Source organism: Xylophilus sp. GW821-FHT01B05 (assembly GCA_038961845.1).
In the GTDB taxonomy this organism is placed as follows: domain Bacteria; phylum Pseudomonadota; class Gammaproteobacteria; order Burkholderiales; family Burkholderiaceae_C; genus Xylophilus.
The window spans coordinates 4,498,092-4,517,228 of record CP152408.1 but is presented as its reverse complement, the minus strand read 5'-3'; the positions used below and the strand labels follow the sequence as shown (position 1 = coordinate 4,517,228).

Sequence of the window (19,137 nt, the reverse complement as noted above, 5' to 3'; positions counted from 1 at the left end):
GGGACCTGGGCTAGAGCCACTTTTTAGCAAAATACCGTATCGCCCAGACGGATTACCGCACCGTCACGGCTGCCGGTGGCCTGCCCGTTTTGCCAGGCCAGGGCGCCGTTGACGACCACCGCGTCTATGCCGCGCGCGGGCTGCGTGGGCATGTCCCAGGTGGCGGCGTCGGCGATGGCGCCGGCGTCAAACACCGTCACGTCGGCGCAGGCGCCCACGGCCAGCACGCCGCGGCCGGGCAGGCGAAAGTGGCGCGCCGTGAGACCCGTCATCTTGTGCACCGCCTGCTCCAGCGTGAACAGGCCGACGTCGCGGCAGTAGTGGCCCAGCACGCGCGGGAAGGTGCCCCACAGGCGCGGGTGCGGCGCGGTGTCGTGCGGTATGCCGTCGGAGCCCACCATGGTCTGGGGGAAGGCCAGGATGCGCTGCACGTCCTGCTCGTCCATCAGGAAGTAGATGGCGCCGGCCGGCTGCAGGGCGTCTACCGCGTCTTCGGGCGACAGGCCCATCTGCCGGGCAATAACGTCCAGGTCCTGCCCGGCGAACTCGGGGTGCGGCTGCGACTGGGTCACGATCACGCGGCTGGACACCGCCAGCCGGTCTTTGCGCAATATGGTGGAGCCCGCGGCGTAGGGGTAGCAGTCCAGCGCGATGGGCTGGTGCACCATGGCGTGGGCGATGTGCGCCAGGGTCTCGCGCGAGCGGCCGTGGTTGGCCGGCCCGATCAGCTTGTGGTGCGACACCACCACCGGCGCATCGCCTGCCGCGCCCACGGCAAAGGCCTCGTCCAGCGCGGCAAAGATGTGGTCGCCCTCGTCGCGGATGTGGCTGGCATAGACGGCACCGTAGCCGCGCAGGGTTTGCGCCAGCGCCGCCATCTCGGCCGTGGTGGCCGGCATGGCGGCGGGGTAGGCGGCGCCGGTCGATAGGCCGATGGCGCCGCTGTCCAGCGCCTCGCGCAGCAGAGCCTGCATGGCGGCCAGCTCGGGCGCGCTGGCGGCGCGGCCCAGGTCGTCCATCACGGCAACGCGCAAGGTGGTGTGGCCGACCAGGCAGGCCGCGTTGATGGCGGCCGGGTGCTGCTCCAGGTCGTGCAGGTAGTCGGCAAAGCGCGCAAACGGAAAGTAGCCAGCGTCGTGGCCCAGCAGGTTCAGCGGTGGCGGCACGGCCTGGCGGGCCGCTGGCTGCCACGGCGCCAGGCTGATGCCGCAGTTGCCGGTGATGACCGTCGTCACGCCCTGGCTCAGCTTGGCCGGCATCAGCGGGTCTTGCCGCAGGTAGCGGTCGTCGTGCGTGTGCGAGTCGATGAAGCCGGGCGCGACGATGCGGCCCGTGGCGTCTATCTCTTGCTCGGCCGTGTCACCGCCCAGATCGCCCAGGGCCGCGATGCGGCGGCCCCGCAGGCCCAGATCGGCACGCCGCCGTGGTGCGCCAGTGCCATCGATCACGGTACCGTGGCGGATCAGCAGGTCGAAGTGAGCCATGGGTGTCTCCGTTGGCGCTGCGTGTTATTGGCAGCGCATGCAACACAAAGGGCCGCGGAGCAGGCCATGCCAAAACATCCGCGGATCTGGCTTTGCCAGTCCGCAGGATGTGCCCCCTTGAGGGGGAAGGCGAAGACGCGAAGCGCGCAGCCTGGGGGTGTTCAATCAATAGCCGCGCCAGATTTCTTGATCACGTCGGCCCAAATGGGGCGCTCCTTGTGCGCCAGATCAAACAGGTCGCTGCGCGGGCCCACGTGGATCTCGTAGGCCTGCTGGGCCAGTCGGCTCTTCAGCTCGGGTGAGTTCAGCGCCTTGTTGAAGGCCGCGTTCAAAAGGTCCAACACCTGCGGCGGCGTGGCGGCGGGGGCGATGTAGCCCGTCCAGGCCACGGCCTGGTAGCCGTGCAGGCCGCTCTCGGCCATGGTGGGCAGTTGCGGCAGGCGGTTGTCGCGCTGGCTGCCGGTGACGGCCAATGGCACGACCTGGCCACGCTGCAGGTAGGGCGCGATGGAGGTGATGTTCTCAAACACCAAATCCACCTCGCCGCGCAGCAGCGCCAGGTCGGCTTCGAGGCCGCCCTTGTAGGGCACGTGGGTGATGTAGACGCCCGCCATGGACTTGAACATCTCCGCGCTCAGGTGGCCGGTGGTGCCGTTGCCGCCCGAGCCCACGGTGAGCTTGCCGGGATCTTTCTTGGCCAGCGCCACCAGCTCGGCCACGCTCTTCACGCCCAGGTCCTTGCGCACGGCCAGCACGTTCTGCACAAAGCCGGTCAGGGCCACGGGCGCGAGTTGCTTGTCGGCGTCATAAGGCAGCTTCTTGTAGAGCGACTGGTTGATCGCCAGCGTGGCCACGTTGGCGTAGGCAATGGTGTAGCCGTCGGCCGGCGCGTTGATCAGCGCCTGCGTGCCGATGATGCCGGAGGCCCCCACGCGGTTGGTGACCACAACGGACTGGCCGATGTCGCGGCCCACCGCCTCGGCCAGCATGCGCGAGACGATGTCGGGCGTGGTGCCGGCGTTGAAGGGCACGATCAGCGTGATCGGCCGGTCCGGGTAGGCGGCAAAGGCCTGGGCGGTGAACAGCAGCGCGACGGCAGGCACGGCCAGGCGCTGCGCGAGCCGCAGGGCGGCACTCTTGAGGGAAGACATGGGGCGTTCCTTTTCAGGGAGAGGACGAGGGGCAGACGGGGATGCGGTGCGCTGTTTCAACCAGCGGGAGTCCAGACGGGCGGGGCGACGCTGCCGGTCTGCTCGGTGATGCGGCCATAGGCCTCGACGCGGCGGTGCGCGGCGAAATTGAAGATGGTCGAGCGGCCCAGCTGGCACATGTCCAGCTTGCAATCGGCCACGGCCAGCTCGTCGTCCCAGCGCGTGGTGCGGGCCATGACCTCGCCCTGCGGGTTGACGATGACCGAGTGGCCCTGCAGCTCATGGCCGTCCTCGGTGCCGGCCTTGGCCACGGCCACGGCAAAGCAGGCGTTCTGGTAGCAGCCGGCCTGCACCGACAGCTCCGAGTGGAAGACGCGCAGGTGGTGCGCCTCGAAGCCGCGGTTTTCCATGTTGAGGCTGGGCGTGTTGTAGCCCAGCATGACCAGCTCCACCTGCTGCAGGCCCAGCACGCGCCAGGCCTCGGGCCAGCGGCGGTCATTGCAGATCAGCATGCCCATGTTCACGCCGGCCACATCGCCCACCGGCGCGCGCGCCACCGGAAAGCCCAGGTTGCCAACCTCGAAGTAGCGCTTCTCCAGGTGCTGCACGGTGCGCGCCGGCGCGTACTCCACGTGGCCCGGCAGGTGGATCTTGCGGTACTTGAGAATGATCTCGCCCGAGGGCGCAATGATCACCGAGGTGTTGAAGCGGCGCTTGCGCACCACGCCGGTCTCGTCGGCCTCATGGGCGATCTCGGCATAGCCCAGGTACACCGTCAGACCGTGGCGGCGGATGGCGTCAAACAACGGCGCCGTGGCGGGCGAGGGCAGGGTGGATTCGAACCAGGTATCGGCCTCGTCCAGGTCCTCGTGGTACCAGCGCGGGAAGAAGGTGGTCAGCGCCAGCTCGGGAAACACCACGACTTGCGCGCCGCGGTGATGGGCCTGGTCGAGCAGGCGCACCATGCGCGCCACGGCGACGTCGCGCCCCTCGGATTTCTGCAATGGGCCCAGCTGCGCTGCGGCCACGGTGATGGTGTTGGACATGGTCAGGATGGCGTCAAAACGGTGTGATGGCGGCCATGATGCGGCGGCCTTTTCGCCCGGTAAACCCGTTGGGGAACGCGGTCCATGTGCCCATGCTGCAGCCTGCGGGTAAGGCTAAGTCATTGATGGGGAACGACTTTCCCGGCTGCTGTGGCGGCGGGAAGTGGCCTTGTGTATAGCGCCCAGCTATGGATGCCGGCCAAATTGCGATGGAGTTTTGGGGCGTTTGTTGGGCGCGCGGGCCCGTCCGCTCCAAGGTCTTGCCCGGCAGATGCTGGTTTATTGGTGAAATATGCCTCTAGCCCTTGTGCTGATTGGGCTATTAGCTATCTATTTGATAGTTTCACACAGGAAGCGCGCTCGGCTCTCGCCGCCGGCAGAGCCCGGGTGGTTTGGCGCTCAGAGGCAGGGCCGTTCGCCTTGAGCCTGTTGAAGGGCTCCTCCCTGGCTTCGGCCCTTCGACAAGCTCAGGACAGGCCCAGCGCAGCCTGAACGGTGCAGCAACAACTCGTGGCCTCAAGCCGCCAACACATGCGGCGCCTCTATCAACTCGTCGCTGTCCAGCAGGTGCCGCAGCGTCGCCAGAAAACCCTTGGCCAGGTTGGACAGCGGGCTGGTCCGGGAGTGGATCAGGTAGATCTTGTGGGCCAGCATGGGGCTGATCGGCTTGAGCTCGATCTCTTCTGCGCAATTGGAGGTGACGCCAAAGGACTCGACCAGCGCCACGCCCACGCCTTGCCGCACCATGGCCAGCGCCTCGGGCGTGGAGCGGATCTCGATATGCGGCACTACCCCCGCAGACGCCAGAAAGCGGCTGGTGAGCTGGCCAAACGGCGTGTCGGCGCCGTAGCCGATCAGGGTGTGGGCACGCAGCGCCTCGGCCGTCACCACATCGACCCGGCCCAGCGGATGCCCCTTGGGCAGCGCGCACAGGATGCGGCCCTCGCCAATCTCCTTGGCCACCAGGTTGGCGCTGGGCGGCGGCGCCATGGACGACACGCACAGCTCGGCCCGGCCCAGCAGCACGTGCGGGATCAGCGCGTCGAAGGCCAGCGGCCGGTAGTTGACATGCACATCCGGGTGCCGGCTGCAGAAGCGGCTGATGGCGCGCGGCAGCAGCCATTCGCCGTAGCTCGGGCTGGACACCAGGTAGAGCTTGCCCTCAGAGCCCTGCGCCAGGCTGCGCGCCACGGTATTGAACTGGCTCACGCCGGCCACAATGCCCTCCACCTCGGCAAACAGGCGGCGCGCCTCGGGCGTGGGCTGCAAGCGCCCGCGCACACGCTCGAACAGCAGAAAGCGCAGCCGGTTCTCTGCCGTGGCCAGCACCCGGCTGACCGAGGGCTGCGACACGCACAACATGCGCCCGGCCTCGCTCAGCGATCCAGTCACCATGATGGCGTGGAACACCTCGATCTGGCGCAGATTGAGCGGCGTGGCTTGGGGCTTGGGGACGACTTGCATGGCGGGCACCTGGGCGGCCATCTGGCCGTAGGGCGTGAAATGTGCAAGAACCGTACCGCGGGCCTTGGCCTCGGGTGTTATGCGGCGCTGCGCTCAAAGGGAAAACCGTTCGCCCTGAGCTTGTCGAAGGGCTCCCCGGCTTCGACAAGTTCAGCCCGAGCGCTGGTGCTCGAACGAACGTAGCGTGGTCGTAGAAGACCGCCTTGATCGATCAGGCGCCGCCAGGCTCCGGCCATGCTCTTTGCGGGTCCCGAATCAATTCAAAGGCGCGCGCCACCTGCAGCACGCCCAGGTCGTCAAAGCGCGGCCCGGCGATCTGCAGGCCTATGGGCAGCCCGCTGCGGGTGTAGCCGCAGTTGATCGAGGCGGCCGGCTGCTCCGACATGTTGAAGGGCACGGTAAAGCCGATGTGTTCCAGCGGGTGCAGCGGGTCGTTGGTGGGCGAGGGCAGGGCGGCGTCAAAGGCCGGCATGGGCGCCGTGGGCGAGATGACGTAGTCATACGCGGCGCAGGCGCGCACCGTGGCCACGCGGGTCAGGTGGAACTGGTGGTAGGCCAGGTACACCTCGGCGCCATCCATGCCGGCGGCGCTGTCGGCCCAGGCCTGGATGTAGGGCAGCACGCGGGCGCGGCGCTCGGCCGGCAGGCCGGCCATGTCCACGTTGGAGCGCATGCGCCAGAAGCGGTCCATGCCGTCCAGCATGGCCTGGGTCATGAAGGGCGCCATGGGCTCGACCACGGCGCCGGCGCGCTCCAGCAGCAGCGCGGCGCGCTCGACGGCTTCGCGCACTTCGGTCTCTACCGGCAGGCCGCAGCCGGCATCCATCAGCAGGCCGATCTTCAGGCCGCGCAGTTTCTCGACACCGGCGTCAAACGTGTCCCAGGCAATGTCCTGCGGCGGCAGGCTCATGGTGTCGCGCGCGTCGGGCTGCGACAGCACCTGCATCAGCAGCGCGGAGTCGGCCACGCTGCGGGTCATGGGGCCGGCGGCGCGGCCCATGGTGGGCGGGTCGATCGGGATGCGGCCCAGGCTGGGCTTGAGCGAGAAGATGCCGCACCAGCCTGCCGGCAGGCGCAGCGAGCCGCCGATGTCGGTGCCCAGGTGCAGCGGCCCGTAGCCGGCGGCTGCCGCCGCGCCCGCGCCGGCGCTGGAGCCGCCCGGGCCCTTGTCCAGGTTCCAGGGGTTGCGCGTAAGCGCATGGAAGGACGACAGCCCGGAAGACAACATGCCGTAGTCCGGCATGGTGGTCTTGCTGACGATGACGGCGCCGGCCTCGCGCAGGCGCGCGGCCGGTGGGGCGTCGGCCGCAGCCGGCACCAGCGCCGTGGCGGCAGTGCCCAGCGGCAGCGGGTCGCCCTGGGTGGCGATGTTTTCCTTGATGGTGGCCGGCACGCCGTCCAGCGGCCCCAGCGCCGTGCCGCTGCGCCAGCGCGCCTCCGATGCGCGGGCCTGGGCCAGTGCGGCCTCAGGGCGCAGCAGGTAGGTGGCCCGCAACTGGGGCTCCCAGCGGGCGATGTGGTCCAGCACCGCCTGCGTGACTTCTACCGGCGACAGCGCGCCGCTGCGGTAGGCCGTGCCCAGTGCGCTGGCTGGGAGCTGGTGTAGGTCCTGTGTCATGCCGGTGCTAGCGTCCATGCTCAAGCCCAGGACATTGCGGTCAGGTCGTTCACGAAGATCGGCATGTCTTTCCACAGCCCCTTGACGCTCTTGTTGGCCACCGTGACCCACTGCGGCTGGTAGAGCCAGGCGCTGGCTGCATCCTCGGCCAGCACGCGCTGGGCGTCGCCCAGCAGCTTGGCGCGCTCCTTGGCGTCGCCGGTGTTCTTGATCTTGTTGTAGATGGCATCGAACTTGGCCGACTTGTAGCCCCAGTAGTAGTCCGCCTTGGCGTAGTTGCCCAGGTCAAAGGGCTCTACGTGCGAGACGATGCTGAGGTCGTAGTTCTTGTTGCCGTAGGTGCCTGACAGCCACTGCGCCCATTCCACGTTCTGCAGCTTGGCGACGATGCCCACCTTGGACAACTGGGCCACCAGGATCTCGCCGCCCTGGCGCGCGTAGGGCGTGGGCGGCAGCGTCACGGTCAGCTCCAGCGGCGTCTTGACGCCGGCCTCGGCCAGCAGGCGCTTGGCCTTCTCCGGGTCGTAGGGGTTGATGCCGGTGGTGTCGACATAGCCGGGCGCGCCGGGCACGTAGTGGCTGCCGATGGGCGCGCCATAGCCTTCGGCCGCACCTTCGATCATGGCCTTGCGGTCGATGGCGGCGTAGATGGCGCGGCGCACGCGCACGTCGTCCAGCGGCTTCTTGGCGTTGTTGATGGCGACTATGGTCTTGGCGCGCGAGCCGCCCACCAGCACCTGGAAGCGTGGGTTGCCCTGGAACTGCGGCACGCTGCGCAGCACGAAGCGGGCGTACACGTCCACGTCGCCGGCCAGCATGGCGGCCACCTGGGCCGCCGCGTCGCTGATGAAGCGGAAAGTCGCCTTCTTGATCTTGATGGCGCCCGGGTCGCGGTAGCCGTCCCAGGCTTCGAGCGTGAGCGAAGAGCCCTTGGCAAAGCTGGCCAGTCGATACGGGCCGGTGCCCACCGGCTTGGTGATGTTGCTGTCAACGCTCTTGGGCTCGACGATGATGGACGTCGCCTGGCCGAGCAGGAAGGGGAAGTCCGGGTCGATCTCTTTGTTGAGCAGCACCACGGTGTAGTCGTCTACCGGCTGCACCGTGAGGTTCTGGAAGGTGCGCTTGTCCTTGTTGGTGCTTTTGTCGCTTGCAGCGCGCTCAAAGCTGAACTTGACCGACTGCGCATTGAAGGGCTCGCCGTTCTGGAACTTCACGCCCTTGCGCAGGTGGAAGGTGTAGGTCTTCAGGTCGGGCGAGACCTCCCAGCGCTCGGCCAGCAGCGGCGTCACGCTGCCGTCGCTGTTGATTTTGGTCAGCGTCTCGTAGATGTTGTAGAGCGTGACTTCGCCAATGGACGACGCGGCAGCAGCGGTTGGGTCCAGGCCGGTCGGCTCCAGGGTCATGCCCAGTACCAGCGTGCTCTTGCGGCTCTGCGCCAGGGCCGCCAGCGGCGAGCCCGCGAGCGCGCCCAGGGCGGTGGAGGTAAGGACGGTGCGGCGGTTCAACATGGTCGAGGGCTCCGGCAAAAACGGGGGAAGGGAAAGACGTTACAGCAACTGCGCCGGCTCGGCGCGCGGCACGGCGGCCAGCAGTGCCTGGGTGTAGGGGTGTTCGGCATGGGCAAACAGCCGCTGCGGCGTGCCGCGCTCCACCACCAGGCCGCGGTGCAGCACGCAGACCTCGTCGCACAGGTGGTTGACCACGGCCAGGTCGTGGCTGATCAGCAGGTAGCTGATGCCGAACTCGCGCTGCAGGTCCTGCATCAGGTTGAGCACCTGGGCCTGCACCGACACATCCAGCGCGCTCACCGGCTCGTCGGCAATGATCAGCTTGGGCCGGGTGATGAGGGCGCGTGCAATCGCAATGCGCTGGCGCTGCCCGCCCGAGAACTCATGCGGGTACTTGCCCAGGTCGCTGCTGCGCAGGCCCACCGCCTCCAGCGCCTCGGCCGAGCGGCTGCGCTGCGCCGCGCGGCCCAGGCCTTCGAGCGCCTCCAGCGGCTCGGCCACGATGCGCTCCACGGTGCGGCGCGGGTCGAGCGAGCCATACGGGTCCTGGAACACCATCTGGAAGTCGCGCCGCGCGCTGCGCAGCTCGGCACGCGGCAGCGCATGCAGGTCGCGCCCCAGCAGGCGCACGCTGCCGGCGCTGGGCGCGTCGAGCGCCATCACGATGCGTGCCAGCGTGGACTTGCCCGAGCCCGACTCGCCGACGATGCCCAGGCTCTTGCCGGCCTCGATGCGAAAGCTCACGCCATTCAGCGCGCGCACCTGCGGCGCCGGCTTGAACAGCGACTCGCGCGGCAATTGGTAGTGCCGCACCAGATCCGTGACTTCCAGCAACGGTGTTTGGGTGGTTTCTTGCTCAAATATGCCTCTAGCCCTTGCTGCACCTGGGCTGTTAGCTATTGAATTTGTAGCATCATCACTCATGCCGTGGCTACCTCTGCATCGATCTCGTCCAGCCGCAGGCAGCGCACCAGGTGCCCGTGCGGCAGCAGGGTGGCTGGCGGCGCGGTGCTGCGGCAGGCGTCCACCGTGTAGCGGCAGCGGCCCGCAAACGGGCAGCCGGGCGGCAGGTCTACCAGCTCGGGCACGCTGCCGGCAATGGTCGCCAGGCGCGTGCCGCGCGGCGCGCCCAGCGCTGGCCGTGCGGCAAACAGCCCGCGCGTGTAGGGGTGGGCGCGCGCGGCAAACACGGCGGCGGTCGGCCCGCTCTCGACCACGCTGCCGCCATACATCACCAGCATGCGCGATACGTTCTGCGCGATCACGCCCAGGTCGTGCGAAATCAAAATTAGCGCCATCCCGCGCTCAGCCACCAGGCCCTGGATCAGTTCCAGGATCTGCTTCTGGATGGTCACGTCCAGGGCGGTAGTGGGCTCGTCGGCAATCAGCAGGTCCGGCCCGCAGGCCAGCGCCATGGCAATGCCGATGCGCTGGCGCTGCCCGCCTGAGAATTGGTGCGGGTAAGCGTCCAGCCGCGAGGCCGCATCCGGAATGCCCACGCGCTCCAGCAAGGCCAGCGCCTCTTGCCGCGCCGCCGCGCGCGACAGCCCGCGGTGCAGGCGCAGCGGCTCGCCCACCTGGCGGGCAATGGTGTGCAGTGGGTTCAGCGCCGTCATCGGCTCCTGAAAAATCATGCCGATGCGGTTGCCGCGCACCTCGCACATCGCGCGCTCGGGCAGGCCGACCAGCTCTTGTCCGTCAAAGCGGATGCTGCCCGTGACCTGCGCCGTGGATGGCAGCAGCCCCATCAGCGACTGCACGGTGATCGATTTGCCGCAGCCCGATTCACCGACGATGCCCAGCGTCTGGCCGCGCTCCAGAGAAAAACCGATGCCGCGCACCGCATCGGCCGGGCCGCGCTGGGTCTGCAGGCGGATGCGCAGGTCGTTTACTTCGAGCAACGCCATCTATCGTGCCCTCGCCAGTCGTGGGTCAAGCAGATCGCGCAGCCCATCGCCCAACAGGTTCAGCCCCAGCACCGCCAACGCAATCGCCATGCCCGGCCACACGGCCAGCATCGGCGCCTGGAACATCAGCGTCTGCGCCTCGCTCAGCATGCGGCCCCACGAAGGCTGCGGCGGCTGCGTGCCCAGGCCCAGGTAAGACAGCGCCGCCTCGGCCAGGATGGCAATGGCAAAGCGGATGGTGATCTGCACGATCAGCACCGCCGATATGTTGGGCAGCACATGCTGCAGCGTGATCGCCAGCGGCCCCTTGCCGCAGGCGCGCGCGGCCGCCACGTACTCGCGCGACCACACCGAATTGGCCGAGGCGCGCGTGATGCGCGCAAAGGTCGGGATGTTGTAGATGCCAATCGCCACGATGGCGTTGACGATGCCCGGCCCGAAAGCCGCCGTCATCATGATGGCCGACAGGATCGCCGGGAAGGCCAGCGAGAAATCCGACAGCCGCATGATGGCCTCTTCCACCCAGCCGCGCCGCGCCGAGGCCAGCAGCCCCAGCGCCACGCCCACCAGCAGGCCTATGCCCACGGCGATTACGCCCACCAGGATGGACGCGCGCGCCCCCACCAGCAGCAGCGATGCCACGTCGCGGCCAAACGCATCCGTGCCCAGCCAGTGCGAGAAAGAGGGGCTCTGCAGCTTGGCCGCCAGGTCCATGTCATAGGGCGACCAGGGCGTCCACACATAAGACAGCGCCGCCGCCAGCACCAGCAGCAGCGTCAGCACGCCGCCCAGCACAAAGCTGCGGTGCCGCAGCGCGCGGCGCCAGAAGCCGGGCAGGGCCGGGGCGGGGTTGGCCAGGGGCAGGGAGGCGCTCATACGTCACCTGCCTTGATACGCGGGTCGATCACGGCATACAGCACATCGACGACGAAGTTGACGATCACCACCATCGCCGCCAGCAGCATCACGCAATTGCGCACCACGGCCAGGTCGCGGTTGCTGATGGCCTGGAAGATCAGGCGGCCCAGTCCGGGCAGGTAGAACACGTTCTCCACCACGATGGTGCCGGCCAGCAGCTCGGAGAACTGCATGCCCATCACCGTGACCACTGGGATCAGCGCATTGCGCAGCACATGGGTCCAGAGCACGGCGCGCTGCGTCACGCCCTTGGCGCGCGCGGTGCGCACGAAGTCTTCGCGCATCACCTCCAGCACGGCAGAACGGGTGATGCGCGCCAGGATCGCGGCCTGCACCACGGCCAGCGCCAGCGCCGGCAGCAGCAGCGATTTCAGGCCCGCCAAAATGCCCGCGTCCCAGCCGTCAAAGCCGCCAGCCGAGAACCACTGCAGCTTCACCGAAAACACCAGGATCAGCAGAATCGCAAACCAGAAATTAGGGATGGCAATGCCGACCTGGGTCACACCCATCAGGCCCACGTCGGCCAGGCCGTTGTGGCGCGCCGCGGCGGTCACGCCTACGACCAAGGCCAGCACAGTGGTGAACAGCATGGCCAGCAGCGCCAGCGGCACGGTGAGTTGCAGCCGCTCCAGCATCAGGTCCAGCACCGGCGAGCCGTAGGCGTAGCTGTCGCCCAGGTTGCCGGTGAGCAGGCCGCCGATCCAGTGCCAGTAACGGGTCCAGGCGCTTTGGTCCAGGCCCAGCTTGGTGGCCAGTGCGGCCACGGCGTCTGGTGCGGCATCCGGGCCCAGCAGTATCTGGGCGGCATTGCCGGGCAGGATCTCCAGCACCAGGAAAACTACGACGGAGGCACCGATCAGCGTGGCGATCAGCGTGAGGATGCGTTTGGCTAGAAAAACACTCATGGATCGTGGGGCAGCAGGCCTGCCGCATCCGGCACCGGCAGAAGAAAGACCTTCTTTTGTGCAGTGCATTATGACCACATCCGCACCGTGCCCGGGGCTTTCGCGTGGCGGGGATAATCGCGGTCATGCGTTGCGCCCGTATCCCCGTTTCCCATCCGCCTGTGGCCGGAGGTGCGGCATGGCGCTGATGATCACCGACGAGTGCATCAACTGCGACGTCTGCGAGCCCGAGTGCCCGAACGACGCCATCTACCCGGGCGAGAGCATCTACGAGATCGACCCCAAGCGCTGCACCGAATGCGTAGGCCACTTCGACGAGCCGCAGTGCGTGCAGATCTGCCCGGTGGCCTGCATTCCGGTCAACCCCGCGCACACAGAAGACCGCGAGACGCTGTACCAGAAGTACCTGCGGCTGCAGACGGCTTCCGGCACGATCTCAGATTAAAGGTCCGCCGGCCGCGGCGGCTTCGGCCGTGGTGGCTTGTCGGTGTGGACCAGCATGGTGGCCTTCTCCATGTCGCCCGCCAGCATGGCCGGCACCGCCTTGAGCGAGCGGTCTATGCATTGCTCGATGGCAATGCGGTGGTCGGGCGAGGGCTTCTTCAGCACCCAGTGGATCACCTCGCTCTTCACGCCCGGGTGGCCAATGCCCAGGCGCAGGCGCCAGTAGTCGGCGCTGCCCAGTTGCGCATGGATGTCGCGCAGGCCGTTGTGGCCGGCGTGGCTGCCGCCGAGCTTGAGCTTGACCTGGCCCGGCACGATGTCCAGCTCGTCATGGGCGACCAGGATTTCCGAAGGCGCGATCTTGAAGAAGCGCGCCAGCGCGGCCACCGACTTGCCCGAGGCATTCATGAAGGTCAACGGCTCCAGCAGCCAGACCGGCTGCCCGTCAATCGTGGTGCGCGCCATCAGGCCCCAGTAGCCTTTCTCGACGTTGAGCTGCAGCTTCCATTCCCGGGCGAGCGCATCTATCCACCAGAAGCCGGCGTTGTGGCGGGTGGCCTCGTAGTCCGGGCCCGGGTTGCCCAGGCCGACGAAGAGTTTGATCATGGGGCGGGATTATCTAGTGTCTGCACCAATGAAAACGGCCCGCCGAAGCGGGCCGTCAGGCTTGGTAAGCGGTGTCTTGCGACAGCTTACTTCTTGCCCTTGCCCTTGGCGGGTGCGGGAGCTGCGGCTGCATCGGCGGCAGGAGCTGCCACTTCTTCTTCAACGCGCGGTGCAACGGCCGAAACCAGAACCGGGTTGATCTTGCCGTGGCTCACGAACTTCACGCCCTTGGGCAGCTTCAGGTCATTGACGTGCAGCGTGGCGTTGTTCTTCAGGCCGGACAGGTCGACCTCGATGAACTCAGGCAGGTCGGCTGGCAGGCAGCTGACTTCCAGTTCGTTCACGACGTGCGTGATCAGGTTGTGGCCAACCTTGACGGCTTCGGACTCTTCTTCACCCTTGAAGTGGAGCGGCACCTTCATGTGCAGGCGGGTCTTGGCGTCGACGCGCTGGAAGTCGATGTGCAGCACCAGTTGCTTGTACGGGTGGTATTGCACGTCGCGCAGCAGAACCTTGCTGGTGGCGCCGGCGAGTTCCATTTCGAGGATGGAGGCGTGGAACGCTTCCTTCTTCAGGGCATGCCACAAGGCGTTGTGGTCCAGCTCGACCAGTTGCGGCTGGCCTTCGCCACCGTACACGATACCGGGCGTCTTGCCCGAGATGCGGAGACGGCGGCTCGCACCCGTGCCCTGCTTGGAGCGCTCAAAAGCGACAAATTTCATGCTAACTCCTGTGGAAGCCGACCGCGACCAGTGCGGCTCCGATTGCAAAAAGGGCCCTCACGAGGAAGGCCCACGGTTATTCCCGGATCAGATCAGTTTGTCCTGGTCCGAGAAAAGACTCATCACCGATTCGCCGCGGGCGATGCGCTGGATCGTCTCTGCGATCAGCGGCGCCACGGACAGTTGGCGAATCTTGGTGCAGCCGCGCGTGTTGTCGGCGAGCGGGATGGTGTTGGTCACGACGACTTCGTCGAGTGCGGTGCCGCTGGCGATGCGCTCGAGTGCCGGGCCGGAGAACACCGGGTGCGTGCAGTAGGCGTAGACCTTCTTGGCGCCGCGCTCCTTGAGCACTTCGGCTGCCTTCACCAGCGTGCCGGCAGTGTCGATCATGTCGTCCATGATCACGCAGTTGCGGCCGTCGATCTCGCCGATCACGTGCATGACTTCGCTCACGTTGGCCTTGGGCCGGCGCTTGTCGATGATGGCGAGGTCGCAGTTGAGCTGCTTGGCCAGGGCGCGTGCGCGCACCACGCCGCCGACGTCGGGCGAGACCACGATCAGGTCTTCGTAGTTCTTCTGGCGCAGATCGCCCAGCAGCACCGGCGAGGCGTAGATGTTGTCGACCGGGATATCGAAGAAGCCCTGGATCTGGTCGGCATGCAGGTCCATGGTCAGGACATGCGACACACCCACGGTCTGCAGCAGGTTGGCGACGACCTTGGCCGAGATCGGCACGCGCGAGGAGCGCGGGCGGCGGTCTTGGCGGGCATAGCCGAAGTAGGGGATCACGGCGCTGATGCGTTCGGCCGACGAGCGCTTGAGCGCGTCGACCATCATCAGCAGTTCCATCAGGTTGTCGTTGGTCGGCGCGCAGGTGGATTGCACCACGAACACGTCGCGGGCGCGGACGTTCTGGTTGATCTCGACGGTGATCTCGCCATCGGAGAAGCGGCCGATTTGCGCGCTGCCCAGGGTGATTCCCAGGTGTGACGCAATCTCGGACGCCATGCCAGGGTTGGCATTGCCGGTGAAGACGAGGAAATCAGGGTGCTGAGCCTGCATGTGGGATACCGGCGATCGTGGAAAAACTGACTGGGCGTACCTTGACGGACGCATGAGGTTTGGCAGGGGAAGAAGGATTCGAACCTTCGCATGCTGGAATCAAAATCCAGTGCCTTAACCAGCTTGGCGACTCCCCTACACAGGTCTGCAGCGCAATTGCTGCCTACCCTTGATCTTCACTGAATACCCACCCGGCCAGAGGGTGAATTTCCAGATTATCACATTGCCTGACCTGCCATGCGCCGGGCGCATCCTGCAAATCCACATCGTGTGATGCCGCTGCAAACACTGCACTTCCGGAGCCTGTCATTCTGGCATTCAGTCCCTTGGCTGCGAGCCAGCTGATGGCTTGCGTAACCGCGGGGCATTGTGCCTCTGCGACAGGTTGTAGGACGTTTCGGCCAAAACCGTAGTGGTCTGCAACTAAGCCATCGATTCTAGCACTATCCAAATTGCGTTCCAGCAGTTCGGATGAAAAAATTGCGTGCGTTTCGATGCCGACATCGGGTTTGGCCACGATAAAGCGCTGGCGCGGCAAGGCGTTGGCGCCTTCCAGCGGGGTAATGCGTTCGCCCACGCCTTCGACCCAGGCATTGCGCCCCCGCAGGAAAAACGGCACGTCAGCCCCCAGTGCCAAGCCAATTTCCTCCAGTTGGGCCAGCGGCAGGTGCAGCTCCCACAGCCGGTTGAGCGCCAGCAGGCAACTGGCCGCGTCGGAAGAGCCGCCGCCCATGCCGGCCTGGGCCGGGATCTGCTTGGCTACGCCGATGTGGGCGCCGTAGTCGACGCCGGTGGCCTGTTGCAATGCGCGGGCGGCGCGCAGCACCAGATCGTCGGTTGGCAGGGGCGTGGTCAGGTCTTCGCGGCTGAGCAGGCCGTCGGCACGGCGCTCGAAGTGCAGGGTGTCGCTCCAGTCGATCAGCATGAAGGCCGACTGCAGCAGGTGGTAGCCATCGGGGCGCCGGCCCGTGATGTGCAAAAAGAGGTTCAGCTTGGCCGGCGCCGGCACGTCGTAGAGGGCTTGCATCAGCGTTCGAAAACCACCCGCAGCGTGGCTGCGGGCTGGGGATCGGTGCGGCGTGCGCTGATTCGCCCCTCTGCCTGCTGCCGCAGGTCGGGCTGCCAGCCCGGTACCGGCGTGGGCGTGCCGGCCAGCCAGTCGAACAGCGCCGCGACGGGGATCGCCGTGCCGGTGACCTGGGCTGCCAGGGTGTCGAGCGAGCCGAAGTCGCGGCTGTCATTGCCGCTGCGCAGCGTGGCGCTGCCGGGCGACCACTGCAATACGGCCAGCGTGCTGCCCAAGGGAGAGAAGAGCGAGAGCTCGCCTGCCTCGGCGCGGCCGCGCAGTTCGAAGGATGCCGAGAAGGACTGGGTCTCCGAGCCATCGACCTGCAGTGCGAGCCGGCCGCTCCAGTTTTCGGTTTTTTGGCCAAAAGTGGCCTTAGCCGGCGCCAGTCCTTGGCATCCAGCTATAAAAATTGAAGTAAAGGCCGCCAGCGCCAGGCAGGCTTGCCGGCGCTTGGCCTGTTGCATCACGGCGTGACGCGCAGCCGCTTGAGCGTCTGCAGCAAGGTGTCGTTCTGGGAATTGAGCTGAAGTCCCTGCTTCCAGATGCTTTTGGCCTGGTCTTGCCGGCCCAGGCTCCAGAGCACTTCCCCGAGATGGGCAGCGATTTCCGGGTCAGGCCGGGCCTTGAAGGCGCCTTCGAGGATGCGTGCGGCTTCTTCGCGGTTGCCGGCGCGGAATTCCACCCAGCCCAGGCTGTCGGTGATGAAAGGGTCGTTCGGTGCGAATTCCAGCGCCTTCTTGATCAGCTCGCGTGCCTCGGGCAGGCGCTGGCCGCGATCCGCGAGGGAGTAGCCGAGCGCGTTGTAGGCGTGGTAGTAGTCGGGCTTTTGCTCGATGACCTGGCGCAGCAGGCGCTCCATCTCGTCGGGGCGCCCGAGCTTCTCGGCACTCATGGCGAGGTCGTAGCGCAGGTCGGCATCTTCCGGTGTCTTGGTGAGGCCTTGCGCCAGCAATGTGTAGGCCTGCTGCTGCTGGTTGTTGTCGCGCAGCAGTTGCACTTCAGCCATCAGCTTCAGGCGTGCATCGCTGGGCGCGCGTTCGGGTATTTGCTGGATCAGTTGGCGCGCCTCGGCCATGCGCCCCTGGCGAGCCAGCAGCGCGGCCTTGCGTGTCTGCACGGCGATCAGCGCCTGCGGGCTGTCGATGCGGTCGAGCCAGGCGCCGGCCGCCTGCAGGTCGCCGCGCTTCTCGGCGATCTGCGACATCAGCAGATAGGCCTGGGCCTGGCTGCGCGCCTGGATCTCGTCGGGCTTGCCGCCGTCGGGGATCTGGGCGCGCAGCAGATCAAGATAGGTCTGGACCGACTGGCCGGCCTTGTCGTACTGGTTGTCTTCGACCTGTTGGGCGCCGATCAGCAGCCAGCCTTCGGGGAACTCGGGGTGCTCGACCGTGAGGCGCTGGAGTTGCTGGGCCGCCTCGGTATTGCGCTGTGCATCCGACAGCGCGCGGGCGTAGCCGAGCCGCAGTTCGGGCTGGGGCTTGCCGCTGTTCAGGTAGCGCTGCACGATGGGTTCGGCGCGTGGCTCCTTCGGGTCCATCAGCTCCAGCGCGAGGATGGCGGGGCCTTCGGCGCTTGCGTCCAGGGCCTGCGCGCGATCGGCGGCGTCAAGCGTGCCGGCGTTGTCGCCGGCGGCCAGCCGCATGCGGCCGACGGTGATCCAGGCGGCCGCTCCATCGGCCGGCACTGCGGGCTTCTGCAGATCGCCGGCCAGGGCAGTCTGCACCAGTTCCAGCGCCGCGCGTTTGTCGGTAACGCGCGCGTACAGCGGTGGAATGGCGGCATAGGTGGCGGCACGCGAGCGTGGCTCGGTCAGGGCCAGCTCGCGGGCCAGGGGTTCGGCTGTTTCAGATACCCGGTTGAGCGCCACCAGGATTTGCAGCACATAGCGGTTGGCATCGCGCGAGGTCGGCTGGGCTTCCTTCCAGGCCCGGGCGGCGAGCAGGGCGGCGTCACCCGACTTGGCGCGCAGCGCCACTTCGATGGCGCGCTTGTACAGCTCGGGGTCATTGGTCTTGCGTGCGGCGTCGAGCAGCAGTGCAAAGCCGGTGCCGGCATCGCCAGAGCCCACGTTCATCTCGCCCAGCAGAACCTCGTAGAGCAGCTCGGCGTCGCGGCGTTCGGTGCTGGCGGCGTCCGCGCTGTCTAGCGCGGCAGGCTTGCGTTCGATTTGCTCTGCGGGTGCCGGGCGCGGTCCTGGGCCGATGGAGGGGACCGCCTGGGCATGGACGGTGGGTGCTGCCGCGGCAAGTACGGCAAGCGCTGCAGCAATGGCCGCTGCGAGGCGAAGGGACTTCATCGGCCCATAATAATTCAAGCCCTCCGACCCGTGCCCGCGCCCTGGCGTTGCACTTACGAGTCTTTACTCCCCTTCATCATCCCTGCATGCCCGAACTGCCAGAAGTCGAAGTCACCCGCCTCAGCTTTGCCGGGCGCATTGCAGGTGCCCGCGTGCTGTCTGCACGCATTGGCAAGCCCCTGCGCTGGGCGCTGGGCTGCGCGCCCTCCGACCTAGAGGGGCGGCAGGTGCTGCAGGTGCGGCGGCGCGGCAAGTATTTGCTGGTGGAGCTTGACGCTGGTCTGCTGCTGGTGCACCTGGGCATGTCGGGCAGCCTGGCTTTCGCGGCCGGCCTGCCGCTGCCGGGCACGCACGACCATTTCGACCTGGTGACCGACCGCGGCACCTTGCGGCTGCACGATCCGCGCCGTTTTGGCGCCGTGGTGTTTGCCGAGGATGAAGCTGCGCCCACCGCGCAGAAGCTGCTGGGCCGGCTGGGCATGGAGCCACTGGGCGATGCTTTTGATCCGCAGCGCTTCTTCGAGGGGCTGCGGCGCCGCAGCGCACCGGTCAAACAGGTGCTGCTGGCCGGCGACCTGGTGGTGGGCGTGGGCAATATCTATGCATCCGAAGCGCTGTTTGCTGCGGGCATTCGACCGACCGTGCCGGCGTCGCGCATCTCGCGGCCGCGGGCCATGCGCTTGTGGGTGGCCGTGCGTGATGTGCTGGCGCGTGCCGTCGCCACTGGCGGCAGCACGCTGCGTGACTTCTCCAGCGCCGAGGGCAAGACTGGTTATTTCCAGCTCGAGGCCATGGTGTATGGCCGCGCCGGCCAGCCTTGCCGAGCCTGCGGGAGCGCCGTGCGCACCCTGCGCCAGGGGCAGCGTTCGACGTTTTTCTGCCCGGTCTGTCAGAAGCCCTGAGAGCAGGGGGCGGTGTATATTCATTCGCTCCACCC

The 19,137-nt window shown here is 67.1% G+C and carries 18 protein-coding genes and 1 tRNA gene; 2 read left to right on the top strand and 17 right to left on the bottom strand.

The window, feature by feature from the left end; all coding sequences use genetic code 11:
* Positions 1-23 precede the first annotated feature (23 nt).
* The 10 genes from AAFF27_21090 to AAFF27_21045 form a co-directional block, all read right to left on the bottom strand.
* On the bottom strand, positions 24-1,484 hold the full coding sequence (locus tag AAFF27_21090) for a D-aminoacylase (GenBank protein XAH22482.1): 1,461 nt from the start codon (positions 1,482-1,484) through the stop codon (positions 24-26).
* A 161-nt stretch (positions 1,485-1,645) separates the two neighbouring features.
* A complete protein-coding gene (locus AAFF27_21085; GenBank protein ID XAH22481.1) occupies positions 1,646-2,635 on the bottom strand; it encodes a tripartite tricarboxylate transporter substrate binding protein in 990 nt (329 codons plus the stop codon).
* A 56-nt stretch (positions 2,636-2,691) separates the two neighbouring features.
* Entirely contained in the window at positions 2,692-3,681 is a 990-nt protein-coding gene (locus AAFF27_21080; GenBank protein ID XAH22480.1) for an N-carbamoyl-D-amino-acid hydrolase, read from the bottom strand.
* A gap of 516 nt (positions 3,682-4,197) precedes the next feature.
* Positions 4,198-5,145 carry a LysR substrate-binding domain-containing protein gene (locus AAFF27_21075; GenBank protein XAH22479.1) on the bottom strand — a complete coding sequence of 316 codons (948 nt, stop codon included), beginning with the start codon at positions 5,143-5,145 and terminating at the stop codon, positions 4,198-4,200.
* Positions 5,146-5,356: 211 nt separating this feature from the next.
* Positions 5,357-6,763, bottom strand: coding sequence for an amidase (locus tag AAFF27_21070; GenBank protein ID XAH26284.1), 1,407 nt, complete (start codon positions 6,761-6,763; stop codon positions 5,357-5,359).
* A 20-nt stretch (positions 6,764-6,783) separates the two neighbouring features.
* Entirely contained in the window at positions 6,784-8,271 is a 1,488-nt protein-coding gene (locus AAFF27_21065) for an ABC transporter substrate-binding protein (protein ID XAH22478.1), read from the bottom strand.
* 39 nt (positions 8,272-8,310) lie between these two features.
* On the bottom strand, positions 8,311-9,135 hold the full coding sequence (locus AAFF27_21060) for an ATP-binding cassette domain-containing protein (GenBank protein ID XAH26283.1): 825 nt from the start codon (positions 9,133-9,135) through the stop codon (positions 8,311-8,313).
* A gap of 56 nt (positions 9,136-9,191) precedes the next feature.
* Entirely contained in the window at positions 9,192-10,178 is a 987-nt protein-coding gene (locus tag AAFF27_21055) for an ABC transporter ATP-binding protein (protein ID XAH22477.1), read from the bottom strand.
* A complete protein-coding gene (locus AAFF27_21050; GenBank protein ID XAH22476.1) occupies positions 10,179-11,054 on the bottom strand; it encodes an ABC transporter permease in 876 nt (291 codons plus the stop codon).
* On the bottom strand, positions 11,051-12,001 hold the full coding sequence (locus AAFF27_21045; GenBank protein XAH22475.1) for an ABC transporter permease: 951 nt from the start codon (positions 11,999-12,001) through the stop codon (positions 11,051-11,053). Before AAFF27_21045 ends, AAFF27_21050 begins: the two co-directional genes overlap by 4 nt.
* 178 nt (positions 12,002-12,179) lie before the next feature.
* On the opposite strand from AAFF27_21045, the gene AAFF27_21040 reads away from it, so the two are divergent.
* Positions 12,180-12,446, top strand: a complete 267-nt coding sequence (locus AAFF27_21040) for a YfhL family 4Fe-4S dicluster ferredoxin (GenBank protein ID XAH22474.1) — start codon at positions 12,180-12,182, stop codon at positions 12,444-12,446.
* On the opposite strand, the gene pth is transcribed toward AAFF27_21040, so the two are convergent.
* The 7 genes from pth to AAFF27_21005 all read right to left on the bottom strand — a co-directional run bounded on the left by pth (position 12,443) and on the right by AAFF27_21005 (position 18,200).
* Positions 12,443-13,051, bottom strand: a complete 609-nt coding sequence (gene pth / locus AAFF27_21035; protein XAH22473.1) for an aminoacyl-tRNA hydrolase — start codon at positions 13,049-13,051, stop codon at positions 12,443-12,445. The genes AAFF27_21040 and pth overlap by 4 nt on opposite strands.
* A gap of 86 nt (positions 13,052-13,137) precedes the next feature.
* Positions 13,138-13,773 carry a 50S ribosomal protein L25/general stress protein Ctc gene (locus AAFF27_21030; protein ID XAH22472.1) on the bottom strand — a complete coding sequence of 212 codons (636 nt, stop codon included), beginning with the start codon at positions 13,771-13,773 and terminating at the stop codon, positions 13,138-13,140.
* Positions 13,774-13,860: 87 nt separating this feature from the next.
* The gene (locus AAFF27_21025; protein ID XAH22471.1) at positions 13,861-14,835 is read right to left on the bottom strand and encodes a ribose-phosphate pyrophosphokinase; all 975 of its coding nucleotides are present in this window, start codon (positions 14,833-14,835) and stop codon (positions 13,861-13,863) included.
* A gap of 60 nt (positions 14,836-14,895) precedes the next feature.
* Positions 14,896-14,972: transfer RNA gene (locus AAFF27_21020), tRNA-Gln, on the bottom strand.
* Between the two features lie 26 nt (positions 14,973-14,998).
* The gene (gene ispE / locus AAFF27_21015; protein XAH22470.1) at positions 14,999-15,862 is read right to left on the bottom strand and encodes a 4-(cytidine 5'-diphospho)-2-C-methyl-D-erythritol kinase; all 864 of its coding nucleotides are present in this window, start codon (positions 15,860-15,862) and stop codon (positions 14,999-15,001) included.
* Positions 15,862-16,368 carry an outer membrane lipoprotein LolB gene (locus AAFF27_21010; GenBank protein ID XAH22469.1) on the bottom strand — a complete coding sequence of 169 codons (507 nt, stop codon included), beginning with the start codon at positions 16,366-16,368 and terminating at the stop codon, positions 15,862-15,864. The genes ispE and AAFF27_21010 overlap by 1 nt, the downstream gene beginning before the upstream one ends.
* Positions 16,368-18,200, bottom strand: a complete 1,833-nt coding sequence (locus tag AAFF27_21005; protein ID XAH22468.1) for a tetratricopeptide repeat protein — start codon at positions 18,198-18,200, stop codon at positions 16,368-16,370. Before AAFF27_21005 ends, AAFF27_21010 begins: the two co-directional genes overlap by 1 nt.
* Before the next feature lie 86 nt (positions 18,201-18,286).
* Between AAFF27_21005 and mutM the strand changes: the two genes are divergently transcribed.
* Positions 18,287-19,102 (top strand): bifunctional DNA-formamidopyrimidine glycosylase/DNA-(apurinic or apyrimidinic site) lyase, encoded by an 816-nt coding sequence (mutM, locus tag AAFF27_21000; protein XAH22467.1) that lies wholly within the window; start codon positions 18,287-18,289, stop codon positions 19,100-19,102.
* Positions 19,103-19,137 lie beyond the last annotated feature (35 nt).